The organism is Streptomyces sp. NPDC093097, assembly GCF_044754325.1.
Classification (GTDB): domain Bacteria; phylum Actinomycetota; class Actinomycetes; order Streptomycetales; family Streptomycetaceae; genus Streptomyces.
Genome location: NZ_JBIVOW010000002.1, coordinates 188,544 through 213,267, shown reverse-complemented (window position 1 = coordinate 213,267; position 24,724 = coordinate 188,544). Strand labels below are relative to the sequence as shown.

Annotated in this window: 29 protein-coding genes; 18 read left to right on the top strand and 11 right to left on the bottom strand. The window is 71.9% G+C overall.

Annotation, left to right across the window (positions count from 1 at the left end):
* Positions 1-116 precede the first annotated feature (116 nt).
* Positions 117-341 carry a hypothetical protein gene (locus ACIQE0_RS03940; protein ID WP_366337228.1) on the top strand — a complete coding sequence of 75 codons (225 nt, stop codon included), beginning with the start codon at positions 117-119 and terminating at the stop codon, positions 339-341.
* A 136-nt stretch (positions 342-477) separates the two neighbouring features.
* Here the strand turns inward: ACIQE0_RS03940 and fabV are convergent, their stop codons facing one another.
* Positions 478-1,695 (bottom strand): enoyl-[acyl-carrier-protein] reductase FabV, encoded by a 1,218-nt coding sequence (gene fabV / locus ACIQE0_RS03935; RefSeq protein ID WP_402328875.1) that lies wholly within the window; start codon positions 1,693-1,695, stop codon positions 478-480.
* Positions 1,696-1,950: 255 nt separating this feature from the next.
* Between fabV and ACIQE0_RS03930 the strand changes: the two genes are divergently transcribed.
* A complete protein-coding gene (locus ACIQE0_RS03930) occupies positions 1,951-3,171 on the top strand; it encodes a trypsin-like peptidase domain-containing protein (RefSeq protein WP_366337232.1) in 1,221 nt (406 codons plus the stop codon).
* Between the two features lie 81 nt (positions 3,172-3,252).
* Here ACIQE0_RS03930 and ACIQE0_RS03925 read toward each other — a convergent pair whose 3' ends face one another.
* Genes ACIQE0_RS03925 through ACIQE0_RS03915 form a run of 3 tightly spaced genes read right to left on the bottom strand, consistent with a single transcriptional unit; the run spans position 3,253 to position 4,570 of the window.
* Complete coding sequence (locus ACIQE0_RS03925) at positions 3,253-3,450, bottom strand: DUF397 domain-containing protein (RefSeq protein ID WP_402328873.1); 198 nt, start codon at positions 3,448-3,450, stop codon at positions 3,253-3,255.
* A 47-nt stretch (positions 3,451-3,497) separates the two neighbouring features.
* Positions 3,498-3,695 carry a DUF397 domain-containing protein gene (locus tag ACIQE0_RS03920; RefSeq protein WP_402328871.1) on the bottom strand — a complete coding sequence of 66 codons (198 nt, stop codon included), beginning with the start codon at positions 3,693-3,695 and terminating at the stop codon, positions 3,498-3,500.
* The gene (locus ACIQE0_RS03915) at positions 3,692-4,570 is read right to left on the bottom strand and encodes a helix-turn-helix domain-containing protein (RefSeq protein WP_402328870.1); all 879 of its coding nucleotides are present in this window, start codon (positions 4,568-4,570) and stop codon (positions 3,692-3,694) included. Before ACIQE0_RS03915 ends, ACIQE0_RS03920 begins: the two co-directional genes overlap by 4 nt.
* 208 nt (positions 4,571-4,778) lie before the next feature.
* Here ACIQE0_RS03915 and ACIQE0_RS03910 point away from each other — a divergent pair, with 208 nt between their 5' ends.
* From ACIQE0_RS03910 to ACIQE0_RS03890, 5 genes are all read left to right on the top strand, one after another.
* Positions 4,779-5,237: an ATP-binding protein gene (locus tag ACIQE0_RS03910; protein ID WP_402328868.1), complete on the top strand. Its 459-nt coding sequence runs from the start codon at positions 4,779-4,781 to the stop codon at positions 5,235-5,237.
* Positions 5,234-5,632: a hypothetical protein gene (locus ACIQE0_RS03905; protein ID WP_402328866.1), complete on the top strand. Its 399-nt coding sequence runs from the start codon at positions 5,234-5,236 to the stop codon at positions 5,630-5,632. The genes ACIQE0_RS03910 and ACIQE0_RS03905 overlap by 4 nt, the downstream gene beginning before the upstream one ends.
* Positions 5,617-6,030, top strand: a complete 414-nt coding sequence (locus tag ACIQE0_RS03900) for a hypothetical protein (protein WP_402328864.1) — start codon at positions 5,617-5,619, stop codon at positions 6,028-6,030. The genes ACIQE0_RS03905 and ACIQE0_RS03900 overlap by 16 nt, the downstream gene beginning before the upstream one ends.
* Positions 6,031-6,189: 159 nt before the next feature.
* Positions 6,190-6,450 carry an SCO4848 family membrane protein gene (locus ACIQE0_RS03895; RefSeq protein WP_366337246.1) on the top strand — a complete coding sequence of 87 codons (261 nt, stop codon included), beginning with the start codon at positions 6,190-6,192 and terminating at the stop codon, positions 6,448-6,450.
* Positions 6,451-6,635: 185 nt separating this feature from the next.
* A complete protein-coding gene (locus tag ACIQE0_RS03890; protein WP_402328862.1) occupies positions 6,636-7,343 on the top strand; it encodes a hypothetical protein in 708 nt (235 codons plus the stop codon).
* Positions 7,344-7,437: 94 nt separating this feature from the next.
* Here the strand turns inward: ACIQE0_RS03890 and ACIQE0_RS03885 are convergent, their stop codons facing one another.
* Genes ACIQE0_RS03885 through ACIQE0_RS03875 form a run of 3 tightly spaced genes read right to left on the bottom strand, consistent with a single transcriptional unit; the run spans position 7,438 to position 9,573 of the window.
* Positions 7,438-7,929 carry a hypothetical protein gene (locus ACIQE0_RS03885; protein WP_402328860.1) on the bottom strand — a complete coding sequence of 164 codons (492 nt, stop codon included), beginning with the start codon at positions 7,927-7,929 and terminating at the stop codon, positions 7,438-7,440.
* A 39-nt stretch (positions 7,930-7,968) separates the two neighbouring features.
* Positions 7,969-9,222, bottom strand: a complete 1,254-nt coding sequence (locus tag ACIQE0_RS03880; RefSeq protein WP_402328858.1) for a putative T7SS-secreted protein — start codon at positions 9,220-9,222, stop codon at positions 7,969-7,971.
* Positions 9,223-9,240: 18 nt separating this feature from the next.
* On the bottom strand, positions 9,241-9,573 hold the full coding sequence (locus tag ACIQE0_RS03875; protein WP_402328857.1) for a hypothetical protein: 333 nt from the start codon (positions 9,571-9,573) through the stop codon (positions 9,241-9,243).
* Positions 9,574-10,393: 820 nt separating this feature from the next.
* On the opposite strand from ACIQE0_RS03875, the gene ACIQE0_RS03870 reads away from it, so the two are divergent.
* The gene (locus tag ACIQE0_RS03870; protein WP_402328855.1) at positions 10,394-11,644 is read left to right on the top strand and encodes a D-alanyl-D-alanine carboxypeptidase family protein; all 1,251 of its coding nucleotides are present in this window, start codon (positions 10,394-10,396) and stop codon (positions 11,642-11,644) included.
* Positions 11,645-11,738: 94 nt separating this feature from the next.
* Here ACIQE0_RS03870 and ACIQE0_RS03865 read toward each other — a convergent pair whose 3' ends face one another.
* The 3 genes from ACIQE0_RS03865 to trpS form a co-directional block, all read right to left on the bottom strand.
* Entirely contained in the window at positions 11,739-12,740 is a 1,002-nt protein-coding gene (locus ACIQE0_RS03865; RefSeq protein ID WP_402328853.1) for a YihY/virulence factor BrkB family protein, read from the bottom strand.
* 266 nt (positions 12,741-13,006) lie between these two features.
* Positions 13,007-13,603: a 2'-5' RNA ligase family protein gene (locus tag ACIQE0_RS03860; protein WP_366337252.1), complete on the bottom strand. Its 597-nt coding sequence runs from the start codon at positions 13,601-13,603 to the stop codon at positions 13,007-13,009.
* A 161-nt stretch (positions 13,604-13,764) separates the two neighbouring features.
* On the bottom strand, positions 13,765-14,778 hold the full coding sequence (gene trpS, locus ACIQE0_RS03855) for a tryptophan--tRNA ligase (RefSeq protein ID WP_402328851.1): 1,014 nt from the start codon (positions 14,776-14,778) through the stop codon (positions 13,765-13,767).
* Positions 14,779-14,980: 202 nt separating this feature from the next.
* On the opposite strand from trpS, the gene rocD reads away from it, so the two are divergent.
* The 3 genes from rocD (at position 14,981) to ACIQE0_RS03840 (ending at position 18,026) form a co-directional block, all read left to right on the top strand.
* On the top strand, positions 14,981-16,189 hold the full coding sequence (rocD, locus tag ACIQE0_RS03850) for an ornithine--oxo-acid transaminase (RefSeq protein WP_402328849.1): 1,209 nt from the start codon (positions 14,981-14,983) through the stop codon (positions 16,187-16,189).
* 227 nt (positions 16,190-16,416) lie between these two features.
* The gene (locus ACIQE0_RS03845; protein ID WP_366337258.1) at positions 16,417-17,328 is read left to right on the top strand and encodes a hypothetical protein; all 912 of its coding nucleotides are present in this window, start codon (positions 16,417-16,419) and stop codon (positions 17,326-17,328) included.
* A gap of 158 nt (positions 17,329-17,486) precedes the next feature.
* Positions 17,487-18,026 carry a GNAT family N-acetyltransferase gene (locus ACIQE0_RS03840; protein ID WP_402328847.1) on the top strand — a complete coding sequence of 180 codons (540 nt, stop codon included), beginning with the start codon at positions 17,487-17,489 and terminating at the stop codon, positions 18,024-18,026.
* 69 nt (positions 18,027-18,095) lie between these two features.
* On the opposite strand, the gene ACIQE0_RS03835 is transcribed toward ACIQE0_RS03840, so the two are convergent.
* Positions 18,096-19,556: a PLP-dependent aminotransferase family protein gene (locus ACIQE0_RS03835; protein ID WP_366337262.1), complete on the bottom strand. Its 1,461-nt coding sequence runs from the start codon at positions 19,554-19,556 to the stop codon at positions 18,096-18,098.
* A 128-nt stretch (positions 19,557-19,684) separates the two neighbouring features.
* On the opposite strand from ACIQE0_RS03835, the gene ACIQE0_RS03830 reads away from it, so the two are divergent.
* The 7 genes from ACIQE0_RS03830 to ACIQE0_RS03800 all read left to right on the top strand — a co-directional run bounded on the left by ACIQE0_RS03830 (position 19,685) and on the right by ACIQE0_RS03800 (position 24,688).
* Positions 19,685-20,116, top strand: coding sequence for a carboxymuconolactone decarboxylase family protein (locus ACIQE0_RS03830; RefSeq protein WP_366337283.1), 432 nt, complete (start codon positions 19,685-19,687; stop codon positions 20,114-20,116).
* Between the two features lie 5 nt (positions 20,117-20,121).
* Positions 20,122-20,571: a carboxymuconolactone decarboxylase family protein gene (locus ACIQE0_RS03825; RefSeq protein WP_402328844.1), complete on the top strand. Its 450-nt coding sequence runs from the start codon at positions 20,122-20,124 to the stop codon at positions 20,569-20,571.
* The gene (locus tag ACIQE0_RS03820; RefSeq protein WP_402328842.1) at positions 20,568-21,305 is read left to right on the top strand and encodes an isocitrate lyase/phosphoenolpyruvate mutase family protein; all 738 of its coding nucleotides are present in this window, start codon (positions 20,568-20,570) and stop codon (positions 21,303-21,305) included. The genes ACIQE0_RS03825 and ACIQE0_RS03820 overlap by 4 nt, the downstream gene beginning before the upstream one ends.
* A 47-nt stretch (positions 21,306-21,352) precedes the next feature.
* Positions 21,353-22,120 carry a serine hydrolase gene (locus ACIQE0_RS03815; protein ID WP_402328840.1) on the top strand — a complete coding sequence of 256 codons (768 nt, stop codon included), beginning with the start codon at positions 21,353-21,355 and terminating at the stop codon, positions 22,118-22,120.
* Between the two features lie 178 nt (positions 22,121-22,298).
* Positions 22,299-22,610, top strand: coding sequence for a hypothetical protein (locus ACIQE0_RS03810; RefSeq protein WP_402328838.1), 312 nt, complete (start codon positions 22,299-22,301; stop codon positions 22,608-22,610).
* 61 nt (positions 22,611-22,671) lie between these two features.
* Entirely contained in the window at positions 22,672-24,108 is a 1,437-nt protein-coding gene (locus ACIQE0_RS03805; RefSeq protein ID WP_402328836.1) for a hypothetical protein, read from the top strand.
* Positions 24,109-24,178: 70 nt separating this feature from the next.
* Positions 24,179-24,688, top strand: coding sequence for an FBP domain-containing protein (locus ACIQE0_RS03800; RefSeq protein WP_402328834.1), 510 nt, complete (start codon positions 24,179-24,181; stop codon positions 24,686-24,688).
* Positions 24,689-24,724: the final 36 nt, after the last annotated feature.

Sequence of the window (24,724 nt, the reverse complement as noted above, 5' to 3'; positions counted from 1 at the left end):
GGATGGCGCACCACCCGCCCCGCCCCCGCGCCCCGCGCGGCGCTCCAGGCTGGGAGTCACCCCAGCCGTCCCCGGGGATCCGCTGCCCCGGCCGCCCACGGAAGGTCAGGCCCGCCATGCCTCTGCCGCCGCCGCACTGCCCGACCCAGGACTGCGACGACCGCCTGTGGAAGGACACCACCAGCACCGAGGTCCACTGGGACAACTGGCGCTGGTGGTGCCATCGTTGCGGCGCGAGGTGGTACCCGACCCGTGAGCAGATCGAGGAGTACCGGCACGGCGTCGGGGCGGCGGCCCGCCGGGACCCCCGGGACCCGAGGGTGCCCAACCGCTCACGCTGAGGCCCCGGAGGGCGACGGCCCGCGCTCAAGGCACCGGGGGCGCCCGCTCACGCTCAAGGCCCCGGGGCGCCGGACGCCGCGCCCGGATCGCTGGCGTCCGACGCCAGCCCGACGCCCGCCCGACGCCCGTCCGAGATCAGGCCGGCTGCCCCGGCCAGGGCACCTCGGTGGCGACCGGCGCGCCGTAGTCGACGCCGCCCACCGCGAAGCCGTAGAGGCGCTGCACCTCGCCGTGGAACCACTCCAGATCGGCGAGTTGCCCGATGTTCTCCGTCGTCGCCGCCTGCCACCGCTCGGCGAGGGCGGCCTGCGCCTCGTCGGTCAGCTCCCAGGTGTCCAGCCGGACCCGGCCCTCCTCGTCCAGCCGCAGCGGGCTGACCCCGGTGAGCTGGTCCCACAGCTCGCTCAGCTGCGCGGTCGGCGGCACCAGCCGCTCGCCGAGCACCCCGCGCAGCAGCCCGAGGTAGAGCGCGATACCGGGGATGGCGGTGGAGGACTGGGTCACCGCGGCACCGTTGACGGAGGTCACCGCGCGCCCGCCGACCAGCTCAGACAGCCGCTTGTCGAGGGTGCGGGCGGTGGCCTCCAGATGGGCCTTGGCCGCGCCGATGGTGCCCTTGCGGTAGAGCGCCTCGGTCAGCGGCGAGCCGATGTAGGAGAGCGCGGCGGTGGCGAACCCGTCCGCGAGCAGCCCGCGGCCGGCCAGATGCTCGATCCACCGCTCCCAGTCCGCGCCGCCCATCACCGCCACGGTCTGCGCGATGCCCTCCTCGGCGGCCGGCGCGGTCCGCACCTCCCTGACCGCGGGCGCGCCCGCGTCGTCGAAGACCAGCGTCCTGGTGCAGGACGCCTCGCCGATCGGCTGGAGGACCGACGCGTAGGTGGTCCCGGTCTCCGGGTCGGTCCGCCGCGGCGCGGCCACCGAGTAGACCAGGTAGTCCAGCTTCCCCCCGAAGCGCTCCGCGATCAGCTCGGCGACCTGCTCCTTGACCTCGTCGGAGAAGGCGTCGCCGCTGAGGAAGACGAAGTCCCGGCCGGCCGCGCGGGCGAGTTCGGCGGTGGCGGCGGTGCGGTACCAGCCGGCGGTCGCGGTGCGCCGGGCGGTGGCCGGCTTCTCGAAGCAGATGCCGATGCCGCGGATGCCGGCGCGCTTGAGCCCGGCGAGGGTGGCGGCCAGGCCGTATCCGGCGGACGAGCCGATGACGAGGGCCACCGGGCCGTCGGCCGGCGGCGGCGCGGTCGGGGCGGCCACGGCCTCCCACATGTCGGCCACCACCTGCCGGCACCCGGCGGGGTGGGAGTCGAGGAAGAGGAACCCGCGGCTGCGGGGACGGTCGATGACGCGCTCGTTCACGTGGTGGTCCTTGGGTTCGGTCGATCGGTCGATAACGGGTGGTGCCGGTTCGTACGTCGATAACGGGTGGTGCCGGTTCGTACGGGGGCAGGACAGCACCGATTGTCCCGATCCCGTCACCTCCGCGGCCTGCCGCCCCGCCCGGCGCGGCGGAACGGCATAGTAGGGCGCGCCCCATCAGGGCCATGACAGCCACACCGCGGCGGACCGGCCGGTGTCCGTCCGCCATCCGTACGTACCAGGGGGACCTGCACCATGCCCAACACGCCGCCCGTACCGTCCGATTCGACCGCTCGGCCCGGGGAGCCGGTGCGGCGCACCCGTTCCCGTCGCCGCGCCGCCCTCGCCGCCGCCGCGACCGCAGCCCTCCTCGCGGTCACCGCCACCGCCTGCGGCCCCGACACCGACGCGGCTGCCGGCGCCGGGAGTTCGGCCGCCTCCGACCACAAGGGCCCGCACCTCCCCGACGGCGCCCCCACCAGCCTCGACGACCTCAAGAAGTGGCAGGACGGCGGCTGGAAGAACTGGGGCCAATGGGCCCACCGGGCAAAGGACTTCATCAACCCGATCATCAAGGACCACTGGAAGCCGGAGCGGCTGGCCCAGGCCAAGGCCGCGCCGAACATCACCGTGAAGTCCAGCACCACGGACAGCGGTTACGGCGCCACAGATCCGGCACCGACGCCGGTCACCGCCCAGGAGGTGTCCCGGCCCTACCACCGCAACATGGCCCCGATCGGCAAGATCTTCATGGACAGCCCCGAGGGCTCGATGGTCTGCTCCGGCACCGTCGTCGAGGACCCGGCGCACCCCGGGAAGTCCAACCTCGTGTGGACCGCCGGCCACTGCGTGCACTCCGGCAAGAAGGGCGGCTGGATGCGCAACATCATCTTCGTGCCGTCGTACAACGACAACGGTGTGCCCAAGAGCCAGATCGGCCACCACTCCTCCCGCGAGATCACGCCGTACGGCAAGTTCTGGGCCGACTGGGTCAACACGTCCCAGCAGTGGATCGACGAGGGCACCCTGACGGACGCCGTGGGCGGTACCGCCCACGACTTCGCGGTGCTGCACGTCCGGCCGGAGAACGGAAGCGGCAAGTCCCTCCAGGAGACCGTCGGCGCGGCCGTCCCCATCGCGTTCGACGCCCCGACCGCCGAACGCATCGGCACCATCGAGTCGTTCGGCTACCCGGCCGCCGCGCCCTATGACGGCTCGCGGATGATGTCCTGCCTCGGTCCCACGGCCCGCCTCACCGTCCAGCCGGGCACCTCCCCCCTGGACCGGATCGGTTGCACCATGACCGCCGGATCGTCGGGCGGCGGCTGGTTCGCCAACCGCGGCGGCAAGCTGACGCTGGTGACCAACACCTCGATCGGCAACGACAAGCAGCACTGGCTGGCCGGCCCGCACCTGGGCCCGGAGGCCCAGCAGGTCTTCGACTCGATGAGCCGAAAGTTCGCGGGGCAGCGATAGCCCTGGCGGGACGCCGCCGACACAACGGGCCCCGGCCATCGCTCTGTTGAGCGGCGGCCGGGGCCCGTTCGTCGTGCTCTGTCAGCTGCGGTCGCTATCTTTCAGCGCCGCCACGAACGAACCCCAGGCGCCCGCGCAGAAGGCGAGCTGGGGGCTGGCGGGGTCCTTGCTGTCGCGTACGGCGTTGCCGCCGGTGGCGGTGGGGGCGATCTCCACGCAGTTGCCGTCCTGCGTCGAGTAGGAGGACTTCCGAAACGTGCCTATCGCTTCAGGCTTCACGGCTTCACTTCCTCGTGCGGCGGCCAGGGCCCGTTCGTCATGCTCTGTCAGCTACGGTCGCCATCTTTCAGCGCCGCCACGAACGAACCCCAGGCACCCGCGCAGAAGGCGAGCCGGGGGCCGGTGGGGTTCTTGCTGTCGCGTATGGCGTTGCCGCCGGTGGCGGTAGGGGCGACCTCTACGCAGGCCCCCTCTTGGGTCGAGTGGGAGGACTTGCGAAACGCGCCTATGACCTCTGACTTCATGCTTTCACTTCCTTGTGGGGCGTTCCGTCTTCAAGGAGATTGCGGATGCGTTCGGCACTCGTGTCCGGCGGCAGTGCCGCCGAGCGGAACTTGTCGAAGACGTTGACGTAGTGTGCAAGGTCTTTGGGTGCCTCTACAACGTTGGTGTGCGCAGGGCTGTCGAGCGTCACCGCTTCTACGTTTGCCTCTACCCCGAACGAGAAGGCCCAGAAGGCGCTCGACATGCCAGCAATCAGACTCGCTGACGCTGGAAGCAGTTGAATCGTGACGTTCTGCCGCTGCCCCACTTCCAGTAGGTGCGCGAACTGGCCAGTACTCAGATGTGGTTGGGAGAGGAGCGCCGTGAGGGCTGGTTCCCAGATGATCGCTGCGAAGTAGGCCCCGCCCTCTTCGATCCGCCGTCGTCGCTCCTGGCGGAGTTTCGTCAGCTCAGCGACCTGCTCGGGCGAGATGCACCTGGGGCCCGTGGTGATGACGGCTTCGGTGTACTCGGGTGTCTGCAACAAGCCCGGAACCAGAACGGGTTCCCAGCACCTGATGTACGTGGCTTCATCTTCCAGCGCGATGTGGTGCAGATAGCCGGCCCGAAGCGTGCGGTGATAGTCGATCCACCAACCGCGCTCGTTGCTCTTCCGTGCCCATTCGAGCAACTGCTCCCGCTCGGCAGGGTCGTTCACGCCGTAGAGATCAAGCAGCGTATGGACCTCCAGCGCGGAGGCGGACGTCTGCCCGCTCTCCAGACGGCTGATTTTCGTGACGGACTTCATGATTGCTTCGGCGCTGTCTGGCTGATCCAGGCCGGCCGCCTCTCGATAGCGCCTCAGTGCGTTGCCGAGCCTGCGGCTGCGGACCGTCGGCCTCCCACCTGCGGGCATGAGCCCTCCTTTCAACGACCGCCACAGTGTGCCGCGTTGAGTCGTGACAGAGCCAGTCTGTTTGATTACACGCTGCATCCGCAAGTTGCGCACGAGAGGGTTGCCGACTCGTGGTGAGCTGGTCTAGCGTGAGCCGCGTCACGCAGCGAACGCGGCTGAACGCGTTGCGTAGTGACATTGCTCCGTCATGCGCACCAAGGGGATAGCCATGTCCGCACGCGCCCGGTTCGTAGCAACTCCGCCCATCGCCCCCGTAGTCGCCTACCGGCTTCCCGCCCATGCGCGGAGCGTCGGGTGGGCGCGGCGGGAGCTTCGGCGTCAACTCCGCGCCTGGCGCATAGGGGCCGAACTCGCCGACACCGCCGTGCTGTTGGCGTCGGAGCTGGTCACCAACGCCGTACGGGCCCACGCCGCGTCGCCCGGCCGCCCCGTACCGGCGATCGGGGTCCGGTTCGCGTTGGTGGGCGGGCGGCTGCGGCTGGAGGTGCGCGATATGAGCGACGGGGAGCCCGTGGTCAGCGAGGCGAAAGGTATCGAGGAGGAAGCGGAATGTGGTCGTGGCTTGGTGCTCGTGGGCGCCTTGGCGAGTGGTTGGGGAGTGGTGCGGGACGGCACCGGAAAGACCGTGTGGGTCGAACTGGCGCTGCCCGCCCCGGGTCTGCCGTGACGGCGTACGGCGAAGTGGCCGTCTATCAGGCGGAGTTGATCGCCCACCCGCCCTCCGGGCCGCCGATCGACCTCGGGGGTCTGGTCTCGTACTCGCCGCGCCGGGCCGTGCGGTGGATGCGGACGCGGGCGGAGCAGGCGGGGCAGCAGTTAGGGGCGCCCTACGGTGGCGGGGTGCGGGCCTGGCTCCGCGAGCGCGCCGCGTTCGAGGCGGCGGTGGGCGCGCTGGTGGCGGGAACCCCCTTATCACTAACGGTCGTTGATGCCGACGGGTGTACGTACGCACTCGTTGCCCGGCCGGGCGGCCTCGCCGTCGGTGCATACCGGGACGGGGCGGTGCGCGGCGCCGGAAGGGGCATGCCGCAGGAGCGGGAGGCCGCATGGCTGGCGGCATGATGCGGACCGGCCCGGCGGTGGTGCCGGGGATCTGGTGCGAGCGGACCGTGTACCGCTCGGTGCACGCGGACGAGGTGGCCGGGTGGACGGCCTGCGCGGTCGACGGCCCGTTGCGCGCCGTCCGGCTGATCAACGCGGACGCCCGTCGGCTGGCGGCCGGGCTGCCCAAACGGGCGGGGGAGCGGGCGCTGCGCGGAGTGGCAGGTGGGGGGCGCCTGGGCGCGGTGGCCGCGCTGCACCGGGGCGAGCCCTGCGGGCTGGCGCTCCACTGCGGCGGGACGTGGGTGGAGTGGTCGGCGACGCCGGTGCTCTTTCTTACGGTCGTCAGCCGCACGGGGCCGAGGGGGCGGTGCGGCGACGGCCATGAGCAGGGCTTCGGCGCTGCCGTGCGGCGGTGATCATTGCGCGACGGGTGCGGCTGCCGGGCACCCCGCCGGTCCACCTCCGCCCCTTCTGACCTGGTCTTCCGCCGCCTCCGACGGAGGGCCCAGATGCTTCCCGGACCGATCGCGGATACTTGGCAGGGCAAGGCTCCCCCGCAGCAGAGGACACCCCCCATGAAGCTCAGCCGCCCCGTCTCCTGGTTCCTCCTCGCCTTCGGCGCTTGGTCGTGGATGGTGTGGATCACCTTCGTCAAGAACTTGAGCAAGGACGCCAGCGGGCTGGCCTTCGACCACGGCAACCCCACCGCCTACTTCTGGATCCACCTCGCACTGGCCATCACCTCGTTCGCCCTGGGCACGGCCATCGGCGTGATCGGCTTCCGCGGCCTGCGAGCCCTGCGCGCGGAGCGAGCCACCACGACGACGGAGAGCTGACTCTGTCAACGTCCATACTCCGCAGCGCAGTTACCGAATTACGGAGGGTCCCCCCAGTAGATTCTCCTAAGTGGATACATGGCGGCCGACGCTCAAGTCCGGTGTGTAGATGCCCAGATGGCGCGACGTGCTCGTAACGCCCCTAGGGGTGCGGTGCGTTGCGTCATGCGCCATACTCGTGCAGCGTGAGCAATGGCATGTGGAACGTAATCGCTCCAATCGCAATGTTCCTGTTCATAGCCACCATCTTCGGCCTCGTCGGCTGGGGTTGGTGGACGAGCAGGAAGGAGGGGCGGAATCGCGAACAGCTGAAGGAGCTCATCCATTTCGCCACGCAGCGGGGGTGGAGCTACACAGAATTCGCGAAGAAGAAGAGAGGGCGTTATTTCACTGGGAAAGTTGCAGAACGGGTGAGGGTGTATGACATCCCCGTCTATGATTTCATAGCCGGCACGTTCCGTGGGCGTTCCTTTCGCTGCTTCGAGAAGCGGTCCCGATCGGTCAGTTCGGACGGCCCGGACTCGACGCTGTTTCAAGTGACGTTCGAGGTGGATCTGCCGATGACCGCACCTATCACGACCATTGGGCGGCGCCGTCCACTGGATACGTTGGGCTCCCTTTTCTTCTCCGCCGAGAAGGTCGTGGAGCTGGGTGATCCCGCATTCGACGAGGCGTTTCGCGTCATCAGCCATGACGAGGAGTTTGCGCGACACGTCTTGACCAGTGGTTTGGCACAGTTCCTCGTTGCCGATCCGCGGGCCCCGCATGAGCCCCTTCTGTTCAAAGGGAAAGCCCTTTCCACCACGTACAGGGCACGACTTCGGGTGGAGCAGGTCGATGCGAAGCTGAACTATCTGTGCGATGTCCTGGACCACCTGCCGACGCAGGGGTGAGAGCCGGATCGCGTGGACGCGTACTCATGGGTGAGCCCCTCGCGGATGTTGATCCGCGAGGGGCTCACCCGTGAGCGCAGAGGCGCCATGAGACTCAAGCTGCGTCAGAGGCCGCCGGACGGAGAGACCGGACGAAGTCCTTGAAGTCCTCTGCGACCAGATCGAGCTGGGTCGGCTTGGCCGTCAACGCAATCTCGATCACTGCGCATTGGGACGGGTCGTGCACGTCCTGCATCACCAGGTAGACCTGGCTCTGGACCAAATCCAGCAGTCGCCCGTGCAGCGAGGTGGAGATGCGCAGTGTCTGGGTCAGGGCCGGAGCTTCCGGGTTTCCCACCTGCTTTCGCTCGACGACCTGGATCGTCGCCGCCTCGCGCAGCCGCTGGACCGACTCCTCGGCGATTGCCGCCAGGTCGGTTTCGTCCCGCAACTTTCCGGCGATGGTGATATTCGCGGTGAACCCGTCCCGCGACTCGGGGTGGAGCGCGACAAAAGCCACTCCGGGGGCGCCCACCTCATCGGGGGGCGCCGGCTGCCAACCCTCCGGCAGTGAAAACTCGATCTTCACCGGCAGCGTGGTCGCCATCGTGGATCAACTCCCTAGTGTCAGGATTCGAGGCTAACGTCATCCGAAGGGGTTGAGTGATTTCAACCCGTGGCCAACCGCTTCGAGGCCGTCGCCGACCGCATCCGCGACATCTTCAACCGTGTCCGTGATCTTGCCCGTGTCGATTTCTATCTGCCCGCCGACCTTGCCGCCGAGTCCGAGCCCCACGCCCACTGAGCCGCCAATGACAAATTTGTCGCCCTTCATTCCGGCATCCAAATTGGCGTGGGCGCCGACGCCGGCCCACCCCTCGGCATTGACACCGGCCCCAATGCCGCCAACGTCCGCATGGGCGCCCACTGTCGCCTTGGCCCCGGCGAATGCCTCCGCCCCCAGGTGCGCGCCCTTGTTGCCGATGGAAGCCGTCGTCGACGCCTCAGCGCCGGCGAATGCCGAGCCGTCCACCTTGGCGGATGCGGCGCCGTAGTCGAAGCCGGCCTCTGCGGACGCCTTGCCGAGATAGGCGGACCCGCCTAGTTTGGCTTCAAGATTGCCGTCTTTGGCGGAGACGCCTACGGCGCCTTCCACCCCGAGGGTTTTGATTTCGACTTTTCCGGAGACCTTTGCGTCGTCTCCGAGCTGCTTCTCACCGCTGGCCTCTTTGCCCCATACCTTCTCTTCGCCCTTCCGCTCCCACAGCTTGGCTTCCCAGGATTTGCCGCCGGGCCGCTGGTCGGGCTGCCGTTCGGTGGCTTTTTGCCAGCCCCTTTTCCCCCTCTCGTTCCCTTCCCGCTTGTGCAGTTCCTCGGACTCATGCCACGTCTTCCACTCCCGAGTGGACTTCCCCGTCTCCTTCTGCTGTTCGGCGGTTTTACTCGCCCGATCCAGCCAGTCAGGTGCGTCGGAAGCTCCGCCCGCCAGGTCCGCCAGCTTCTTCCCCGCTGCCTGGCCCTCGTCGTGCAGGTACTGGCGGGCATTCTGCAACGTTGTCTGGGCCTGCTCCTTGTCGCCGTCAAGCCACAACTCGATGGCCTCTGCGGCCTGTTGCTGCGCCGCGCTGAGCGCCGTGGCGTACTTGCTGACCGTCGAGGCCGCGTCCGACATCGCATCGGAGGCGTAGAGCCATTTCTTCTTCTCGCCGGAGAAGCTCTCCCAGAACTCGTCACTGGCCTTCCCGGACCAGTCGGAGATGCGGACGCCGCCCAGCCTGTTCCCGACGTCCTCGAATTTTCCGGAGTGCTTCCGCAGCGTCCCCGCGACCGCCTCCAAGGTCCCCGCGTTCCCGGGGATGAGCTCCTTGGGGTCGGTGGTCTCGCCCAGCTCTGCCGTCATGTCTTTCCCCCGCCGTCCCTACTGACCCACGCCGAGCGGCCCCATGCCGGGCGGCATCAGGCGCCCCTCCGCGAAGGCGTCCGCCTGCTCGTAGTTCTGGGCCATCACTTCGAGCTTGTCCGCCGAGTCCTCCGAGCTGTCCTCAAGCTTCACGTGGGCCACGTCCCAGGTGTCGCAGAACTTTTCGAACTTCCCGGCGAGGAGCAGGTCGCCCTGATCGGACTCTCCGAAGCTGTCGTTCAGATCCCCGAAATCGATATCTTTCGCCGGTTCCAGACATTTCCGAATGTCCGATGCGCCGCCCCTGAGATCTTCCGGATCGGCATGAAAGCCATCACTGTTCGCACCCATGCTCGTGCCACTGCCCCCTGGAAATGCCGTAATCGGCAGGTGAGTTGCCGCTCCCGTCGGGAGACCGTATCACTGTCTGTGAATCCCCGGATACGCAATTGTTGGAAAGCGGTGCCTAGTTGGGCGCGGAAGACAGGTGAATGGGATGCTGGTTTGCCGTGTTCCGGAAAGAGTCGGCGCCAGCTGATGCGGCTGATGCTGCATTACCTCCCCTTGGGGAGGTCGTTACCCGGAAGACTTCCCGCTCCGGGCCGTTCCTGGAGGCGGTGCCACGCCCCTCCAGGCGTCGGCCGGACAGCGAGCCGACACAAGGGTTCTCACGAACGCCCGGGATGCAGGTGGCGCCACCCGTCCCCACCCCGTCCCAGCTCCGCCCCACCACGTCCGCAAAGTGATTCACATCCCGGAATGGCCGCTGAGGGATCCGTGTCGGGTCGGTGCTCGTCTTTGTGCCTGTGTGGACTGCCTGTCGATTCCGGTTGCCGCGGTGTCGCGTTCGCGGCCGGGGCGCGGGTGCTGGCCGTCCACGGACAGATCACGGTGTTGGGTGCTCTGACCTGCTGTTTCGTCGAGGCCGCGGGGCGAGGTCAGGGGTGTGCGAAAGGTGAACGAGATGGACCGACGCTCCGCGGAGGCGCGCGAGAACCAGGAGGCCGGGGGAGCAGGCGGCGAGGGCCCCCGTACCGGCCGCGGCTCCATCCAGCCGTTCGGAAAGGCACTCTTCCGTGGGGTGCGTTCCGGGACGCGGCCGGGGCCGGGTACGTTCACGGACGTGCCGACGACCTTGAGTGCCCACACGTCCCCGTCCACCGTCCGAGCCGTGCGTACCGTCGCCGCGTTGGCGTCCTCCGCGCTATTGGTGTCACCGCTGTTGGCCGGCACCGCGTACGCCGATCCCAAGGACGGCGGGCAGGCGCCCAAGGTGCCCGCGCCGCCCGTGAAGATGTCGCAGGTCGGCGGGGAGCGACTGGGGCAGCCCGGCGTCCAGGTGCAGTCCAAGGCGGGTGCGCCCAAGCTCCCGGACGAGAAGGAGATCACCGCCCGCGCGTGGATCGTCTCGGACGCCGAGACCGGCGAGGTGCTGGCCGCCAAGAACCCGCACTGGCAGCTGGCGCCGGCCAGCACGCTGAAGATGCTGTTCGCCGACACCGTGCTGCCGAAGTTCCCCAAGACCCAGAAGTACACGGTCAAGCCGGCCGACCTGGCGGGGATGGGCGCCGGCAGCAGCCTGGTGGGGATAAAGGAGAACCTCACCTACACCGTGCGCGACCTGTGGCTGGGGGTCTTCCTGCGGTCCGGGAACGACGCGGTGCACACCCTCTCGGCGATGAACGGGGGGACGGCGGCGACGGTCAAGCAGATGCAGCAGCGGGCCAAGGAGTTGAACGCCACCGACACCCACGTCGTCACGCCGGACGGCTATGACGCGCCGGGACAGGTGTCCAGCGCCTACGACCTGAGCCTGTTCGCGCGGGCCGGACTCCAGAACGCGGACTTCCGGGAGTACTGCTCCACGGCGAGCGCGCAGTTCCCGGGGGAGACCGGGAAGGACGGCAAGCGCGACACCTTCGGCATCCAGAACACCAACCGGCTGCTCAGCGGCGACTACGACATCAAGCCGTACCCGGGCATCGCCGGCGTGAAGAACGGTTCGACGACCAACGCCGGTTCGACCTTCACCGGGGTCGCCCAGCACGGTGACCGCAAGCTGCTGGTCACCGTGATGAACCCCGAGAAGAAGGAGCACAACGAGGCCTACCGGGAGGCCGCCAAGCTCTTCGACTGGGGCTTCGCCGCGGACGGCAAGGTGCAGCCGGTCGGCCACCTCGTCGGGCCGAAGGGCTCGGGTGAGGGCGAGGGCGCCGGCGGCGCGAAGAACGGTGACCAGCAGACGCAGGCCGCGCTGAACTCCGGGAGCGGCTGGGGCGGGCCGTGGACCGCGGCCGGGATCGGCGCGGGCGCGGTGGTCCTGCTGGGCGGGGTCGCGTTCCTGGTCCGTCGGCGGCGGCCGCTGCCGGAGGCGGTGCAGGGGCGCCGGGGCGGTGCCGACGGGGACCAGCGGAAGAAGTAACGGACGGAAGCGGGGGGAGGGGCCGGGCCGCTGCTGTTGCGCGGCCCGGCCCTTGGCATAGACCGCGGCGGCACCGGCCGCGGGGCCCGGCCGCTCAGGTGCGCCCGGCGGGCGCCGGCTCCGGGGCCGGGCGGTGGGTGGCCGTCCAGGACGCGCAGAAGACCAGCAGCTTGGCGGTGAAGTTGATCCACAGCAGCAGTGCGACGGGGGTGCCGAAGGCGCCGTACATGCTGCGCGCGGCGACGCCCCGTAGATAGCCGCTGAGCAGCAGCTTGAGGAGTTCGAAGCCGACCGCGCCGATCAGGCCGGCGACCACGAGGGCGCGGCGCGCCGGGCGGGCCCCGGCGAGCCTGGTCAGGACGTAGGCCAGCATCAGGAAGTCGGCGAGCACCCCGATGCAGAACCCGGCGACCGAGAGCAGGACGCTGACCGCGCCGCCCTTGGGCACCCCGATCGCCGCAACCGCCCAGTCGACCGCCGCGGCCGCGAACGTCGAGCAGCCCACCGAGACCACCGCGACCGCACCGAGGCCGAGCAGCAGCCCGCCGTCACGCACCTTGCCGAGCAGGAAGTTGGTGTCGTCGTCGGGCGCCTCCCACACCGCCCGCAGGCAGTCGCGCAGGGACTGCACCCAGCCGATGCCGATGAACAGCAGCACGCCACCGGCGATCAGACCGACCGTGCCGGCGTTCTTCACCAGCCCGGCGAGGTCGAGTTGGGCGGCGATGCCGGGGACCTGCTCGGCGAGCTTGGCCTCCAGGTGGTGCACCTGGCGGTCGCCGAGCGCGGCGGCGACGATGGCGGCCGCGACGGTCAGCAGCGGGAAGAGCGCGATGAAGCTGGTGAACGTGATGGCGGCGGCCAGCCGGGTCCAGTGCACCGTCAGCATCCGGTCGTAGGCGCGCCACAGATGGGTGGTGAGCAGCCGGTGGACGGCGGGGGCGAGCCGCGGGCCGATGACCGGGAGCCCGGTGACCCAGCCCAGGGGGCCGGCGTCGGCCGTAGCGGACGTCGATCCTTGCGGCGCGCCGTCCGCGTCGTTCGCCCTGTCCGCTGTCTTCGACGAATTCGCCGTCGTCGCCGCGTGCCGGTCCATGTCCCGGCTCCGGCCCTGGCTTTGTCCTTGGCCCCGGCCTTGATCCTGGCTCCGGCCCTCGTCCTCCGGGGGCGCACCGTCCCCGTCGTTCCCCCGCTTGTCCCGTCCGCCCGTCATCCCCGTATGCCCTCCCGTGGCCGCGCCGGCCGTTCCGATTGATCCGGAACACTAGCTTCCGGCTACCCGGGAAGACGGCGGCTACCCGCCGCGCCGCGACGCGGGTGTGCGGCGGGTGCGCTACCGGGGTGAGCGGGCGCGCGGGCGGCTCAGTGGGAGGTGGCGGACGGCTGCGACAGCTCGGCCTCGGTGGCCTGCCGGGGCACCGTCACCGCGCCGCCGCCGGCCCCGAACGGGTACTCCCGCTGGAACCGCCAGACCTCGTCGTCGCCCTTCTCGTAGAGGGCGAAGCCGTTGATGGTCCAGGCGGCCGAGAAGTCCGCCAGCTCCGTCTGGGCGCGGTCCATGGCGGCCTCGTCGATGGCGTGCGCGACCGTCACGTGCGGGTGGTACGGGAACTGGAGCTCGCGGGCGCACGGCCCGGACGCGGCGCGGATCCGCTCCTGGAGGGCGGCGCAGTCGGCCGCTCCCTCGACGACCTTGACGAAGACCACCGGCGACAGCGGCCGGAAGGTGTCGGTCCCCTCCAGCCGGAGCGGGAACGGACGGCAGGCGGCGGCGACCCGGGCAAGGTGGCGCTCGATGCCGGGCAGCGCCTCGGCCTCCGCCTCGGTCGGCGGGAGGAGGGTGACGTGGGTGGGGATGCCGTGAGCGGCCGGGTCGCCGAAGCCCTCGCGCCTCCGCTGGAGGAAGCTGCCGTGCGGCTCCGGCACCGCGAGCGAAACGCCGAGCGTGACGGTCCCCACTGCGTTCTCCCTCCTGACGTGTGTGCGCCCTGACGTGTGTCCTGGCGCGGAAGTCCTGACGTGCGCTGACGTGCCGGTGCGCGCCTGCGGGGCGCGCACCCCTCCCAGTGTGCCGGGGACGGTGCCGACGGGCACGTCCCCGGCCTTTCGAGCCTCTGCGGTCAGCGCTTGGCCGGCAGGAACCCGATCCGGTCGTAGGTGGCGGCCAGCGTCTCCGCCGCCACCGAACGGGCCTTCTCGGCGCCCTTGGCCAGGATCGTGTCCAGCGTCTCCGGGTCGTCGAGGTACTCCTGCGTACGCGTCCGGAACGGCGTGACGAAGTCGACCATCACCTCGGCCAGGTCGGACTTGAGCGCGCCGTACATCTTGCCCTCGTAGTCGCGCTCCAGCGACGGGATGTCGCGGCCGGTGAGGGTGGACAGGATGGTGAGGAGGTTGCTGACGCCGGGCTTGGCCTCGCGGTCGAAGCGGATCACCGTGTCGGTGTCCGTCACGGCGCTCTTGATCTTCTTCGCGGTGGCCTTGGGGTCGTCGAGGAGGTCGATGATGCCCTTCGGCGAGGAGGCCGACTTGCTCATCTTGATCGACGGGTCCTGAAGATCGAAGATCTTCGCCGTCTCCTTGACGATGTACGGGTTGGGGATCGTGAAGGTGTCCCCGTAGCGGGTGTTGAAGCGGTCCGCGAGGTCGCGGGTCAGCTCCAGGTGCTGGCGCTGGTCCTCGCCGACCGGGACCTGGTCGGCCTGGTACAGCAGGATGTCGGCGACCATCAGGACGGGGTAGGTGAACAGGCCCACCGTCGTGCGGTCGCTGCCCTGCTTCGCCGACTTGTCCTTGAACTGCGTCATCCGGGACGCCTCACCGAAGCCGGTGACGCAGTTCATGACCCAGGCGAGCTGGGAGTGCTCGGGGATGTGGCTCTGGACGAAGAGCGTGCAGCGCTCGGGGTCCAGACCGGCGGCCAGCAGCTGCGCGACGGCGACCCGGGTGTTGCGGCGCAGCTCCTCGGGGTCCTGCGGAATGGTGATCGCGTGCAGGTCGACGACCATGTAGAAGGCGTCGTGGGACTCCTGCATGGCCACCCACTGGCGCACCGCGCCGAGGTAGTTGCCGAGGTGGAAGGAGCCGGCAGTGGGCTGGATACCGGAGAGCACACGCGGATGCTGGAGAGCCATGGCATTCATTCTCTCAGGTCCGCGGGGCGTGGGGGCGCGGGGGCGGGGCGGTCCCCGGCGGGGCGGTCGCCTGCGGACGGCGGGCCGCCGGCGCGACAATGAGGACAGAGGACAGAGGACAGAGGACAGCAGTAGGGAGAGCAGGGGGGCACGTACTCGTACGGTCGGGTCGGACGGCCCGGCCCGTCGGACGGAGTCGCCCGTGACGTCCACGGAAGCGCTCGTCGCCGCCGCCGAGGCCCACAGCGCGCACAACTACCAGCCGCTGCCCGTCGTCGTGGCCACCGCCGACGGCGCCTGGATGACCGATGTGGCCGGCCGCCGCTACCTCGACCTGCTCGCCGGGTACTCCGCGCTCAACTTCGGCCACCGCAACCCCCGTCTGCTCGCAGCGGCCCGGGCCCAGTTGGAGCGGGTCACCCTGACCTCCCGGGCCTTCCACCACGACCGCTTCGCGGACTTCTGCACCCAGCTCGCCGAGCTGTGCGGGATGGAACTCGTGCTGCCGATGAACACCGGCGCGGAGGCGGTGGAGACCGCGATCAAGACGGCCCGCAAATGGGGCTACCGGGTCAAGGGCGTCCCCGACGGCCGGGCGCGCATCGTCGTCGCGGAGCAGAACTTCCACGGCCGGACCACCACCCTCGTCTCCTTCTCCACCGACCCCGAGGCCCGCGCCGACTTCGGCCCGTACACCCCCGGCTTCACCCTCGTCCCCTTCGGCGACCTGGCCGCCCTGGACGCGGCCGTCGACCCCGCCGACACCGTCGCCGTGCTGCTGGAGCCGATCCAGGGCGAGGCCGGCGTCCGGGTGCCGCCGCCGGGCTACCTGCTCGGCGTGCGCGAGCTGACCCGGGCCCGGAACGTGCTCTTCATCGCGGACGAGATCCAGTCCGGGCTGGGCCGCACCGGCACCACCTTCGCCTGCGAGCACGAGGGCGTGGTGCCCGATGTGTACGTCCTGGGCAAGGCGTTGGGCGGCGGGGTGGTGCCGGTGTCGGCGGTGGTGTCGTCCCGCGAGGTGCTGGGGGTCTTCCGGCCCGGCGAGCACGGTTCGACGTTCGGCGGCAACCCGCTGGCCTGCGCGGTCGGCCTGGAGGTGATCGCGCTGCTGCGCACCGGCGCGTACCAGCGGCGGGCCGCCGAGCTCGGTGCCCACCTGCACCGCGTACTGGCGCCGCTGGTGGGCGGCGGTGCGGTGGACGCGGTCCGCGGGCGCGGCCTGTGGGCCGGGGTGGACATCAACCCCTCGCGCGGCGACGGCCGGGCCGTCTCGGAACGGCTGCTGGCCCGCGGCGTCCTGGTCAAGGAGACCCACGGCCCGACGATCCGGATCGCCCCGCCACTGGTGATCAGCAAGGAGGACCTGGACTGGGGGCTCGGCCAACTGCGGGCGGTACTCGGCGCGTAGGGCACGTCGTCGCTCCCGGCTGCCGTCCGGCGACCGGCCCGTCCGGGACCCGTGCCCCGGACGGGCACCCGCCCCCGTGCAGCGGGCGGCCGGCGGAACGCACCCCGGCCGCTCGTTGCCACCCGCCGCTCCGCGGGCCCGCGGCCCCGCCGGCCCGCCCTCCCGCCGTCGCGCCCGCTCCCGGGGAAGCCGTGCCCCGCTCCCCGGCGCCCCCGTACAGTCGGGCCATGCTCCTCGGGATGATCTGTGCCCTCGCGTCCGCGGTGTGCTTCGGCACCGCCTCCGTCTTCCAGGCCGTGGCCGCACGGGACACCCTGCCCGGTACCGGTTCCGGCGTCGACGCCAGGCTGCTGCTGCGGGTGCTGACCCAGTGGCGGTACCTGCTGGGGCTGTCGCTGGACGGCCTGGGGTTCCTGCTGGAGCTGGTGGCGCTGCGGACGCTGCCGATCTACACGGTCGGCGCGGCGCTGGCGGCGACGCTCGCGGTGACCGCGGTGGTCGCCGCCCCCGTCCTCCACACCCGCCTCAAGCGCGCCGAATGGGTCGGCGTCGCGGTGGTCTGCGGCGGCCTGGCCCTGCTGGCGCTGTCGTCCGGGGCGGAGGGGCACCGCCCGGGCACCACCGCGCTGCGCCTGGGGGTCCTGGCCGTCGCGGTCGCGGTGCTGGCCGTCGGGGCGCTGGCCGGCCGGCTGCCGGGCCGTTCCCGGGCCGCCGTGCTCGGCCTCGGTTCGGGCCTCGGCTTCGGTGTCGTCGAGGTCGCGGTGCGGCTCATCGACGGGTTCCGGCCCGCCGCACTGCTGACGAACCCGGCCACCTACGCGCTGCTGATCGGCGGGGCCGCCGCCTTCCTGCTGCTGACCTCCGCCCTCCAGCGCGGCTCGGTCACCACCGCCACCGCCGGCATGGTGATCGGCGAGACCCTCGGCCCGGCCGTGGTCGGCGTCGCCTGGCTCGGCGACCGCACCCGCGACGGGCTGACCCCGCTGACCGTCGCCGGTTTCGCGCTGGCCGTCGCGGGGGCGCTCGCCCTGGCCCGCTTCGGCGAGGCACCGGCGGAGGAACGCCCGGACGCCGCCACGATCGCCGCCGGCACCGACCCCGATCCCGGCACCGTCCCGGTGGTGGCAGAACGGCCCTGAGGAGCCTGGGAAGCTCTGTCCACAGGCTCTGTCCACAGGCCCTGCTCCGCCGGCCGAGCGCCCCGTAGTCTGGCGCCAGCGAGATCCCGAACGAGATTCCCAGTGAGATCTCCCGGGAGATACCCAGCGACATCCCAGCGCGGACGGAGGAGGACGGTATGACGGAAGGTGCCTTGGAAACAGGCGAGTTGGCGGCCGGACTGGCGTTGCGGCACCCGACACCGGCGGATCACGCGCGGATCCGGGTGGCGTTGGCCGACTGGTGGGGCGGGCTGGGCGGCGAGGCGGGCGCGCGGCAACGGCAGTCGCTGGTACCGCGGTTGTTCCTCCAGCACTTCGCCGACACCAGTTTCCTCGTCGAGCGGGCCGACGGCACCCTGCACGCCTTCCTGATCGGCTTCCTCTCGCAGAGCGACCCGGAGACCGCCTACATCCACTTCGTCGGGGTGTGCCCGGACGGCACCCGCAGCGGCGTCGGCAGCGCGCTCTACCGGCGGTTCTTCGCGCTCGCTCAGGAGGCGGGGCGGCGTCGCATACGGTGCATCACCAGCCCCAACAACCGCAATTCGATCGCGTACCACACCCGGATGGGCTTCCGGCTGGAGCCGGGTGACTACGTCGACGAGGCCGGGACGCCCGTTCACCGGGACTACGACGGGTCGGGGCTCGACCGAGTCTTGTTCGTACGGGAGTTGTGAGCGAAGGGAGTTGTGAGCAACGGGCGGGCGGGCAGGCGGGGGAGGGGAGGCGGGCCCCCGCCCCGCCCCTCACTCCCCCGCCGGCAACGCCCGCAGCAGCGCCTCCAGTACGGCCGAGAAGGAGTGCTCCGGCGGCCGGCCGTAGGCGATGACCAGCGCGTCGCGGGCGAGCGCGGGCCCCGCCGGGTCGGTGAACTCCGTCAGTCCGTGCACTGCGAGGCCCTGCCACAGCGCGGCCTGCACGATGGACTGCTCGGTCCCCGGCGGGAGTTCCAGCACCGCGTGCAGTCCGGCGGCGATGCCCGAGACATGGACGTGCGGGGCGCGCTCGGCCAGCGCGGCGACCAGATGGTCGCGCCGCCGCCGGTAGCGCAGCCGCATCCCGCGCAGATGCCGGTCGTACGCCCCCGAGGACAGGAACTCGGCCAGGGTGAGCTGGTCCAGCGCCCCGGACTGCCACTCACCGGTCGACTTGATCTCCAGTACCCGGTCGATCAACCGGTCCGGCACCACCATCCACGCCAACCGCAGCGCCGGGGCCAGGCTCTTGCTCGCGGTGCCCAGGTAGACGACGTGGTCGGGGTCGAGCCCCTGGAGCGCGCCGACCGGCTGCCGGTCGTAGCGGAACTCGCCGTCGTAGTCGTCCTCCAGGATGTAACCCCCGGTGGCCCGCGCCCAGTTGACCGCCGCGGCCCGCCGGTCGGGGTGCAGCGGGACGCCGATCGGGAACTGGTGCGCGGGGGTGAGCAGGGCCGCCCGCAGCGGGTCCAGAGCGGCCAGTGCGCCGGTGTCCGCGCCGTCCGCGTCGACCGGCAGCGGGACGGTGCCCAGCCCGGCGCGGGTGAGGACGTCGCGGTGGAAGGGCAGCCCGTAGGACTCGGTGGCGACCCGGCCGGGGGCGCCGCCGCGGGCCTTCAGCGCCCGGCTCACCAGCCCCAGCCCCTGCATGAACCCCGCGCAGATCACGATCCGTTCCGGGTCGGCCCGCACCCCGCGCACCCGGGCGAGGTAGTCGGCGAGCACCGCGCGCAGCTCCGGGCGGCCCGCCGGATCGCCGTATCCGAACGCCTCGCTGGGCGCGGCGGTCAGCGCCCGGCGGGCCGCGGCCAGCCAGGCACTCCGGGGGAAGGAGGAGACGTCCGGGGTGCCGGGGGTGAGGTCGAAGCGCGGACGGGCGGCGGGCGGGGACGGCGGGGCCGGGGCGCGCCGTGGCGCCGGGCGGCCGGCGCGCGGCAGGGCCCGGCCGCGGATTCCGTCCGGGAGGTCCCCCCAGGCGACCTCGGTGCCCGAGCCCTGGCGGGCGCGGAGCCAGCCCTCGGCGACCAGTTCGGCGTAGGCGTCGGCGACGGTGTTGCGGGCGATACCGAGGTCGGCGGCGAGCGAACGGGAGGACGGCAGCCGGGTGCCGGGGGCCAGTCGCCCGGACCGCACGGCCTCGCGCAGCGCGGCCATCAAGGAGGCCCGCAGCCCGCCCGGCCCGTCGAGGTCCAGATGCAGATCCCGCCCGAAAGTGGCCCGCGATTTCTCCATGGAAGTGGACCATACTCCTGTGCCAGTCACGCCGTAGCGTCTAGGGCATGACGAACCGGACAGCATCTTCCACAGGACAGGAACCGCAGGTCACCGCGGCCGCAGCCGGCCATCGGCACGGCCCGCGGATGCGCTGGGCCGAGCTGGCCCCCGAGGTCTACAAGGCCATGATCGGGCTGGAGGTGGCGGCCCGGAAGGGCTTCGATCCGACCCTGGCCGAACTGGTCAAGATCCGCGCCTCGCAGCTCAACAAGTGCGCCTTCTGCCTCCACATGCACCTCGCCGACGCCCGCAAGGCCGGTGAGACGGAGGAGCGGCTCGCCCTCCTGAGCGCCTGGGAGGAGGCCGCCGGCTACTACACCGACCGCGAGCGGGCCGCCCTGGCGCTCACCGAGGCGGTCACCGTCCTCACCGAGGGCTTTGTGCCGGACGCCGTCTACGAGCGGGCCGCCGCGCAGTTCGAGCAGCCCGAACTCGCCCAGCTGATCGCCATGATCACCACCATCAACGCCTGGAACCGCTTCGGCGTCACCACCCGCCTGACCCCGGGACAGGAGTGAACACGATGACCCACCGCATGCCGTTCTCAAGCGCCGCCCCCGCCTTCTTCCAGGCCCAGCTCAAGCTCACCATGGCCGCCAAGAAGGGCCTGGGCGACGACGTCCTGGCCGAACTGGCCGTGCTGCGCGCCTCCCAGCTCAACAGGTGCGCGTTCTGCATCGACATGCATGTGCAGAACCTCCGCGCGGCCGGCGTCGACCAGCAGCGGATCGACCTGCTCCCGGCCTGGGAGGAGGCCGGCGACCTCTACTCCGAGCGGGAGCGGGCCGCCCTGGCGTTCACCGAGGCGGTCACGCTGCTCACCGAGAGCTCGGTCCCGGACGCGGTCTACGAGCGGGCCGCCGCCCACTTCACCGACGTCGAACTCGCCCACCTGCTGGCCGTGATCGTCGCCATCAACAACTGGAACCGCATCAACGTCACGGTCCGCGCGCAGCCCGGGGAGAAGATGTGAGCGCCGCCGCGGCCGCGCTCCGCGCCCTGCACCACGACCGTCGCCCCGACGACCCGCTGGTCCTCCCCAACGTCTGGGACGCCGGCTCCGCCCGGGTCTTCGCCGACGCCGGCTTCCCGGCCCTGGCCACCCCCAGCGCGGGCGTCGCCGCGTCCCTGGGCTACGCCGACGGCGCGACCCCGGCCGACGAGATGTTCGCCGCCGTCGCCCGGATCGTCCGGGCCGTGGACGTCCCGGTGACCGCCGACGTGGAGGCCGGATACGGGCTGTCCGCACGGGAGTTGGTCGGCCGGCTCGCCGACGCCGGAGCCGTCGGCTGCAACCTGGAAGACTCCGACCACGGCACCGGCGCCCTGCGCGACCCGCGGGAGCAGGCCGACTTCCTGGCCGCCGTACGGGCCGAGGCGGGCGACGCGCTGGTCGTCAACGCCCGCATCGACACCTTCCTGCGCGGCCAGGCCGGCCTCGACGCGGCCCTGGAGCGGGCCCGCCACTACGCCGCGGCCGGCGCCGACTGCCTCTACCCGATCCTCGCCCCGCCCGAGGTCCTCCCCGAACTCGCCGCGGTCGCCCCGCTCCCGCTCAACGCCCTGGCGAGGGCCGGCGGCCCGGGCCCGCGCGAACTGGGCGCCCTGGGCGCGACCCGGATCACCTTCGGCGGCGGTCTGCACCACGCCGCGATGGCCACCCTGGCCGAGGTGGCGGAGCGGCTCCGGGCGGGACGGGACGCCTGACCGGTATCCGGGACGGCACGAGACGGACGGCCGGTCCAGGTGCCACCATGACCGCCATGCTCTCCCTCGCCGTGGCCCCCTGGCAGCGTCCCCCGGTGCTCCTGCGCCACGCGGACGTCCCGCACTACGCGGCCAGCACCATGAAGGTCGCCGTCCTGGCCGCCGTCCACCGCAGCGGACTCGACCCCGACCGGGAGGTCCCGGTGGTCAACCGCTTCCCGTCGGCGGCCGGCGGGACGTACGCCCATGCTCGCGCGGAGGACGGCGACCCCGAGCCGTGGGCCCGGCTGGGCGGCACCGCGCCGCTCGGCTGGCTGGCCACGCGGATGGTCAGCCACTCCTCCAACCTGGCCACCAGCCTCTGCCAGTCCGCGGTGGGGCATGCGGCGGTGGCCGAGGTGTGGCGGCGGGCCGGGGCGACCGCCGCCACCGGCAGCCCGCGCGGCATCGAGGACGCCGCGGCCCGCGCCGCCGGTATCGACAACACCGTCACCCCCCGCGACCTGATCCGGCTCCTTGCGTCCCTGGAACCGGAGGTGCTGGCCCGGCTGGAGCACAACGCGCACGCCGTGGACCTCGCCGTGGGCCTGCCCCCGGGCACCCGCCTGGCCAGCAAGAACGGCTGGGTCGACGGGGTCCGGCACAGCGCCGCCGTGGTCCACCCGCCGGACGCCCCGCCCTACGCCCTCGCCGTCTGCTACACCGGCCCGCTGGCCAACGGCCAGGACACCGGCGACCCCGCGGCCCGCCTGCTGGCCCGCCTCTCCGCCCGCGTCTGGGCCTGCCGCCACCGCCTCGCCGAGATGCCTACCTGACGAGACGTCAGGTATCCGCGGCCTCCGTCGAATTGCCCGCGGCCCACCGCCCGCTCCGCGCTACACACCACCCCCGCCCGGGTATCACGCGGGTATCGGAAGAACGGGCGTACGGGGAGCCCGGCGGGCTTGATAGCTTGGTGGCGAAGGCCCGCGGGGGAACGGGGAGAAGCAGTACATGGCCGAGCAGTTCAGGGTCGACCTGGAAGAGCTGGACGTCGTCGTGCGACAACTGCGGCGTCTGCAGCGCGATATGGACGATCCCCACCAGACCGTCACGTACAACACGAGCATCCCGACCTCGGCGTTCGGGATCGGCTTCGCCGAGGCGGGCCGGCTCGCCGGGGCGCACGACGGCATGCAGACATACATGGCGGACGTGCTCGGCGCGCTCCAGGACCTCGTCCACACCTTCGGTGAGAAGACGGAGGCCAGCCGCGGCGCCTACGAGGACCAGGAGCACGCGGCCCGGCACCCGCGGCACGACTGACGGGCACCGCCCCGACCGCGGGCGGTAGGGACGACGGCGAGGACGAGGGAGGGGGACCGGTATGGCCACGGCCGGACCCGAGCGCAACGGCGCCACGGACAAGGGACACCGGGCGGACGAGCAGGAGCGGACGGAGCGGCTGAGGTCGTTCCAGAGGCAGCGGCTGACCCCGCGCTCCCCCTCCGGCTTCGCCCGGCACGGCCTGCCCGAGCTGCGGGCGATGGTCGAGCACGCCGGCCCCGAGACGATCGAGGCCTCCGGCCGGCACTGGCGGTCCGCCGCCGACCAGTTGGGCGGCGACGACGGCCACGGCGGGATCCGCAAGGCGTTCCGGGACGCCGTCGAGCACGCCGCGGCGCACTGGGAGGGCACCGCGTCCCAGGCATTCCGCCGGGAGGCCGCCAAGGTGCTGGCGAAGATCGACCGCAGCTACCAGCACGCCCGCACCGTCGAGTCCACCCTGATCGGCTCGCGCGGCGCGGGCCCGGAGACCGGCGTCGCGCACAACCTCCGCGAGGCCAAGAAGGCCATGGTCAAGCTCCAGCTCGCCGGGGCCGCCGACACCGCGACGGCGCCCCCCGACGACGACGGCCAGTTCAAGCGGGACATGGCCAACCCCAAGCTGGACACCCGGATGGCGCTGGAACTCAACCGCGCCCGCCTCTCGCCGCGCACCCAGCGCCGGATCGAGGCCGCCATCGTGATGGACGAACTGGCCGCCCACTACGAGGCGCAGGGCACCCGGCTGCGCGAGGGCACCGGCCAGGGCCTGGACGGGGACTGGCCGATCGCGCCGTCCGACCACCCGGCCCCGGCGCCGGTGAACGCTGCGGTGACCGGTGGCCCGCAGCCCCACCAGCCCACGGCGCACGCGCCCAACGGCGCCGGCGGCGGCGCGGTACCGGCCGGCTTCGACAGCCCCCGGGCCGAGCGGCCGGTGACCACCGGGCTGGAGAGCGCCCACGGCAGCACCCTGACCGCACCGCCCGCCGCCGGCCACGCCCTCGTCGCCGGGCCGCCGGCCGGCGGCCCGAGCACCCCCGCCCCCACGGGCGGCATCCCGGCACATGCGGTCATCCCGGGCGTCATCGGCATGTCCGGCGGCCCGCGGCCGGCCGGCGCCCCGGCGCGCGGCGCGGGCGGCGGCCGCCGCAGCGCCGGCGGCCAGGTGGGCAACCCCGACGCGGTCGCGGCCCGCGCCGCCATGGAGCCCGGCGTGCCCGGGGCACCCGGCGCGCCCCGCCTCCCCGGCGCCCCGGCCGCCCGGCAAGGCGGCCCGACCGGCGGCAGCCGCCAGGGCGGCGCCGCCCTGCACCGCAGCCGCGGCGGCGCCCGGGCCACCGCGGCGGACCCGGCGGCGGCCCAGGGCACGGGCCCGGCCGACCGGACCGGCACGCACGACCGGGGACGCGCCGGGGACCGGCGGCGCCGCTACCTCGACGAGGACGAGGCGGCGGGGACCCCGCGACGGGACATCCCGCCGTCCGTGATCGAGTGAGCCCGGGCGGGGGCGGGGCGCCCGAAATTCGCACGACGCGCCCCGCACCCCGCTGTTAGCGTCCGGAACCATGGATCCGCTTGGCGACAAACAGATACGCGCGTCCTTCGTGAACTGCACCAAGGGGGAGGCGAGCCGGCTCAACCTCCCCGCGGGACTGGCCGAACTCGCCTGGCAGGACCTCGACTTCCTCGGCTGGCGCGACCCGGGAGCCCCGGACCGCAGCTACCTGGTCGCCCCGCGCGGCGACGGCCTGATCGGGGTGACGCTGCGGGTGCCGCAGGGGGTGCGGCGCAGCTTCACCAAGACGACGGTGTGCTCGGTCTGCCTGACCGGGCACCCGGGCTCCGGTGTCAGCCTGCTGGCCGCCCGCCGCGCCGGGCCCGCCGGACGGCAGGGCAACACCGTCGGCACGTACCTGTGCGCCGACCTCGCCTGCTCCCTCTACGTCCGCGGCCGCAAGCAGTCCCAACTCGCCAGCCGCCACAAGGAGAACCTCCCGCTGGAGGACCGGATCGCCCGCACCGTGCGGAACCTCGACGCCTTCTTGGACAAGGTCCTGGAGGGCGAGGGGGCCTGAGACGGCGGGGCTCCTGCTGCGGAGCCCCGCCGGCCG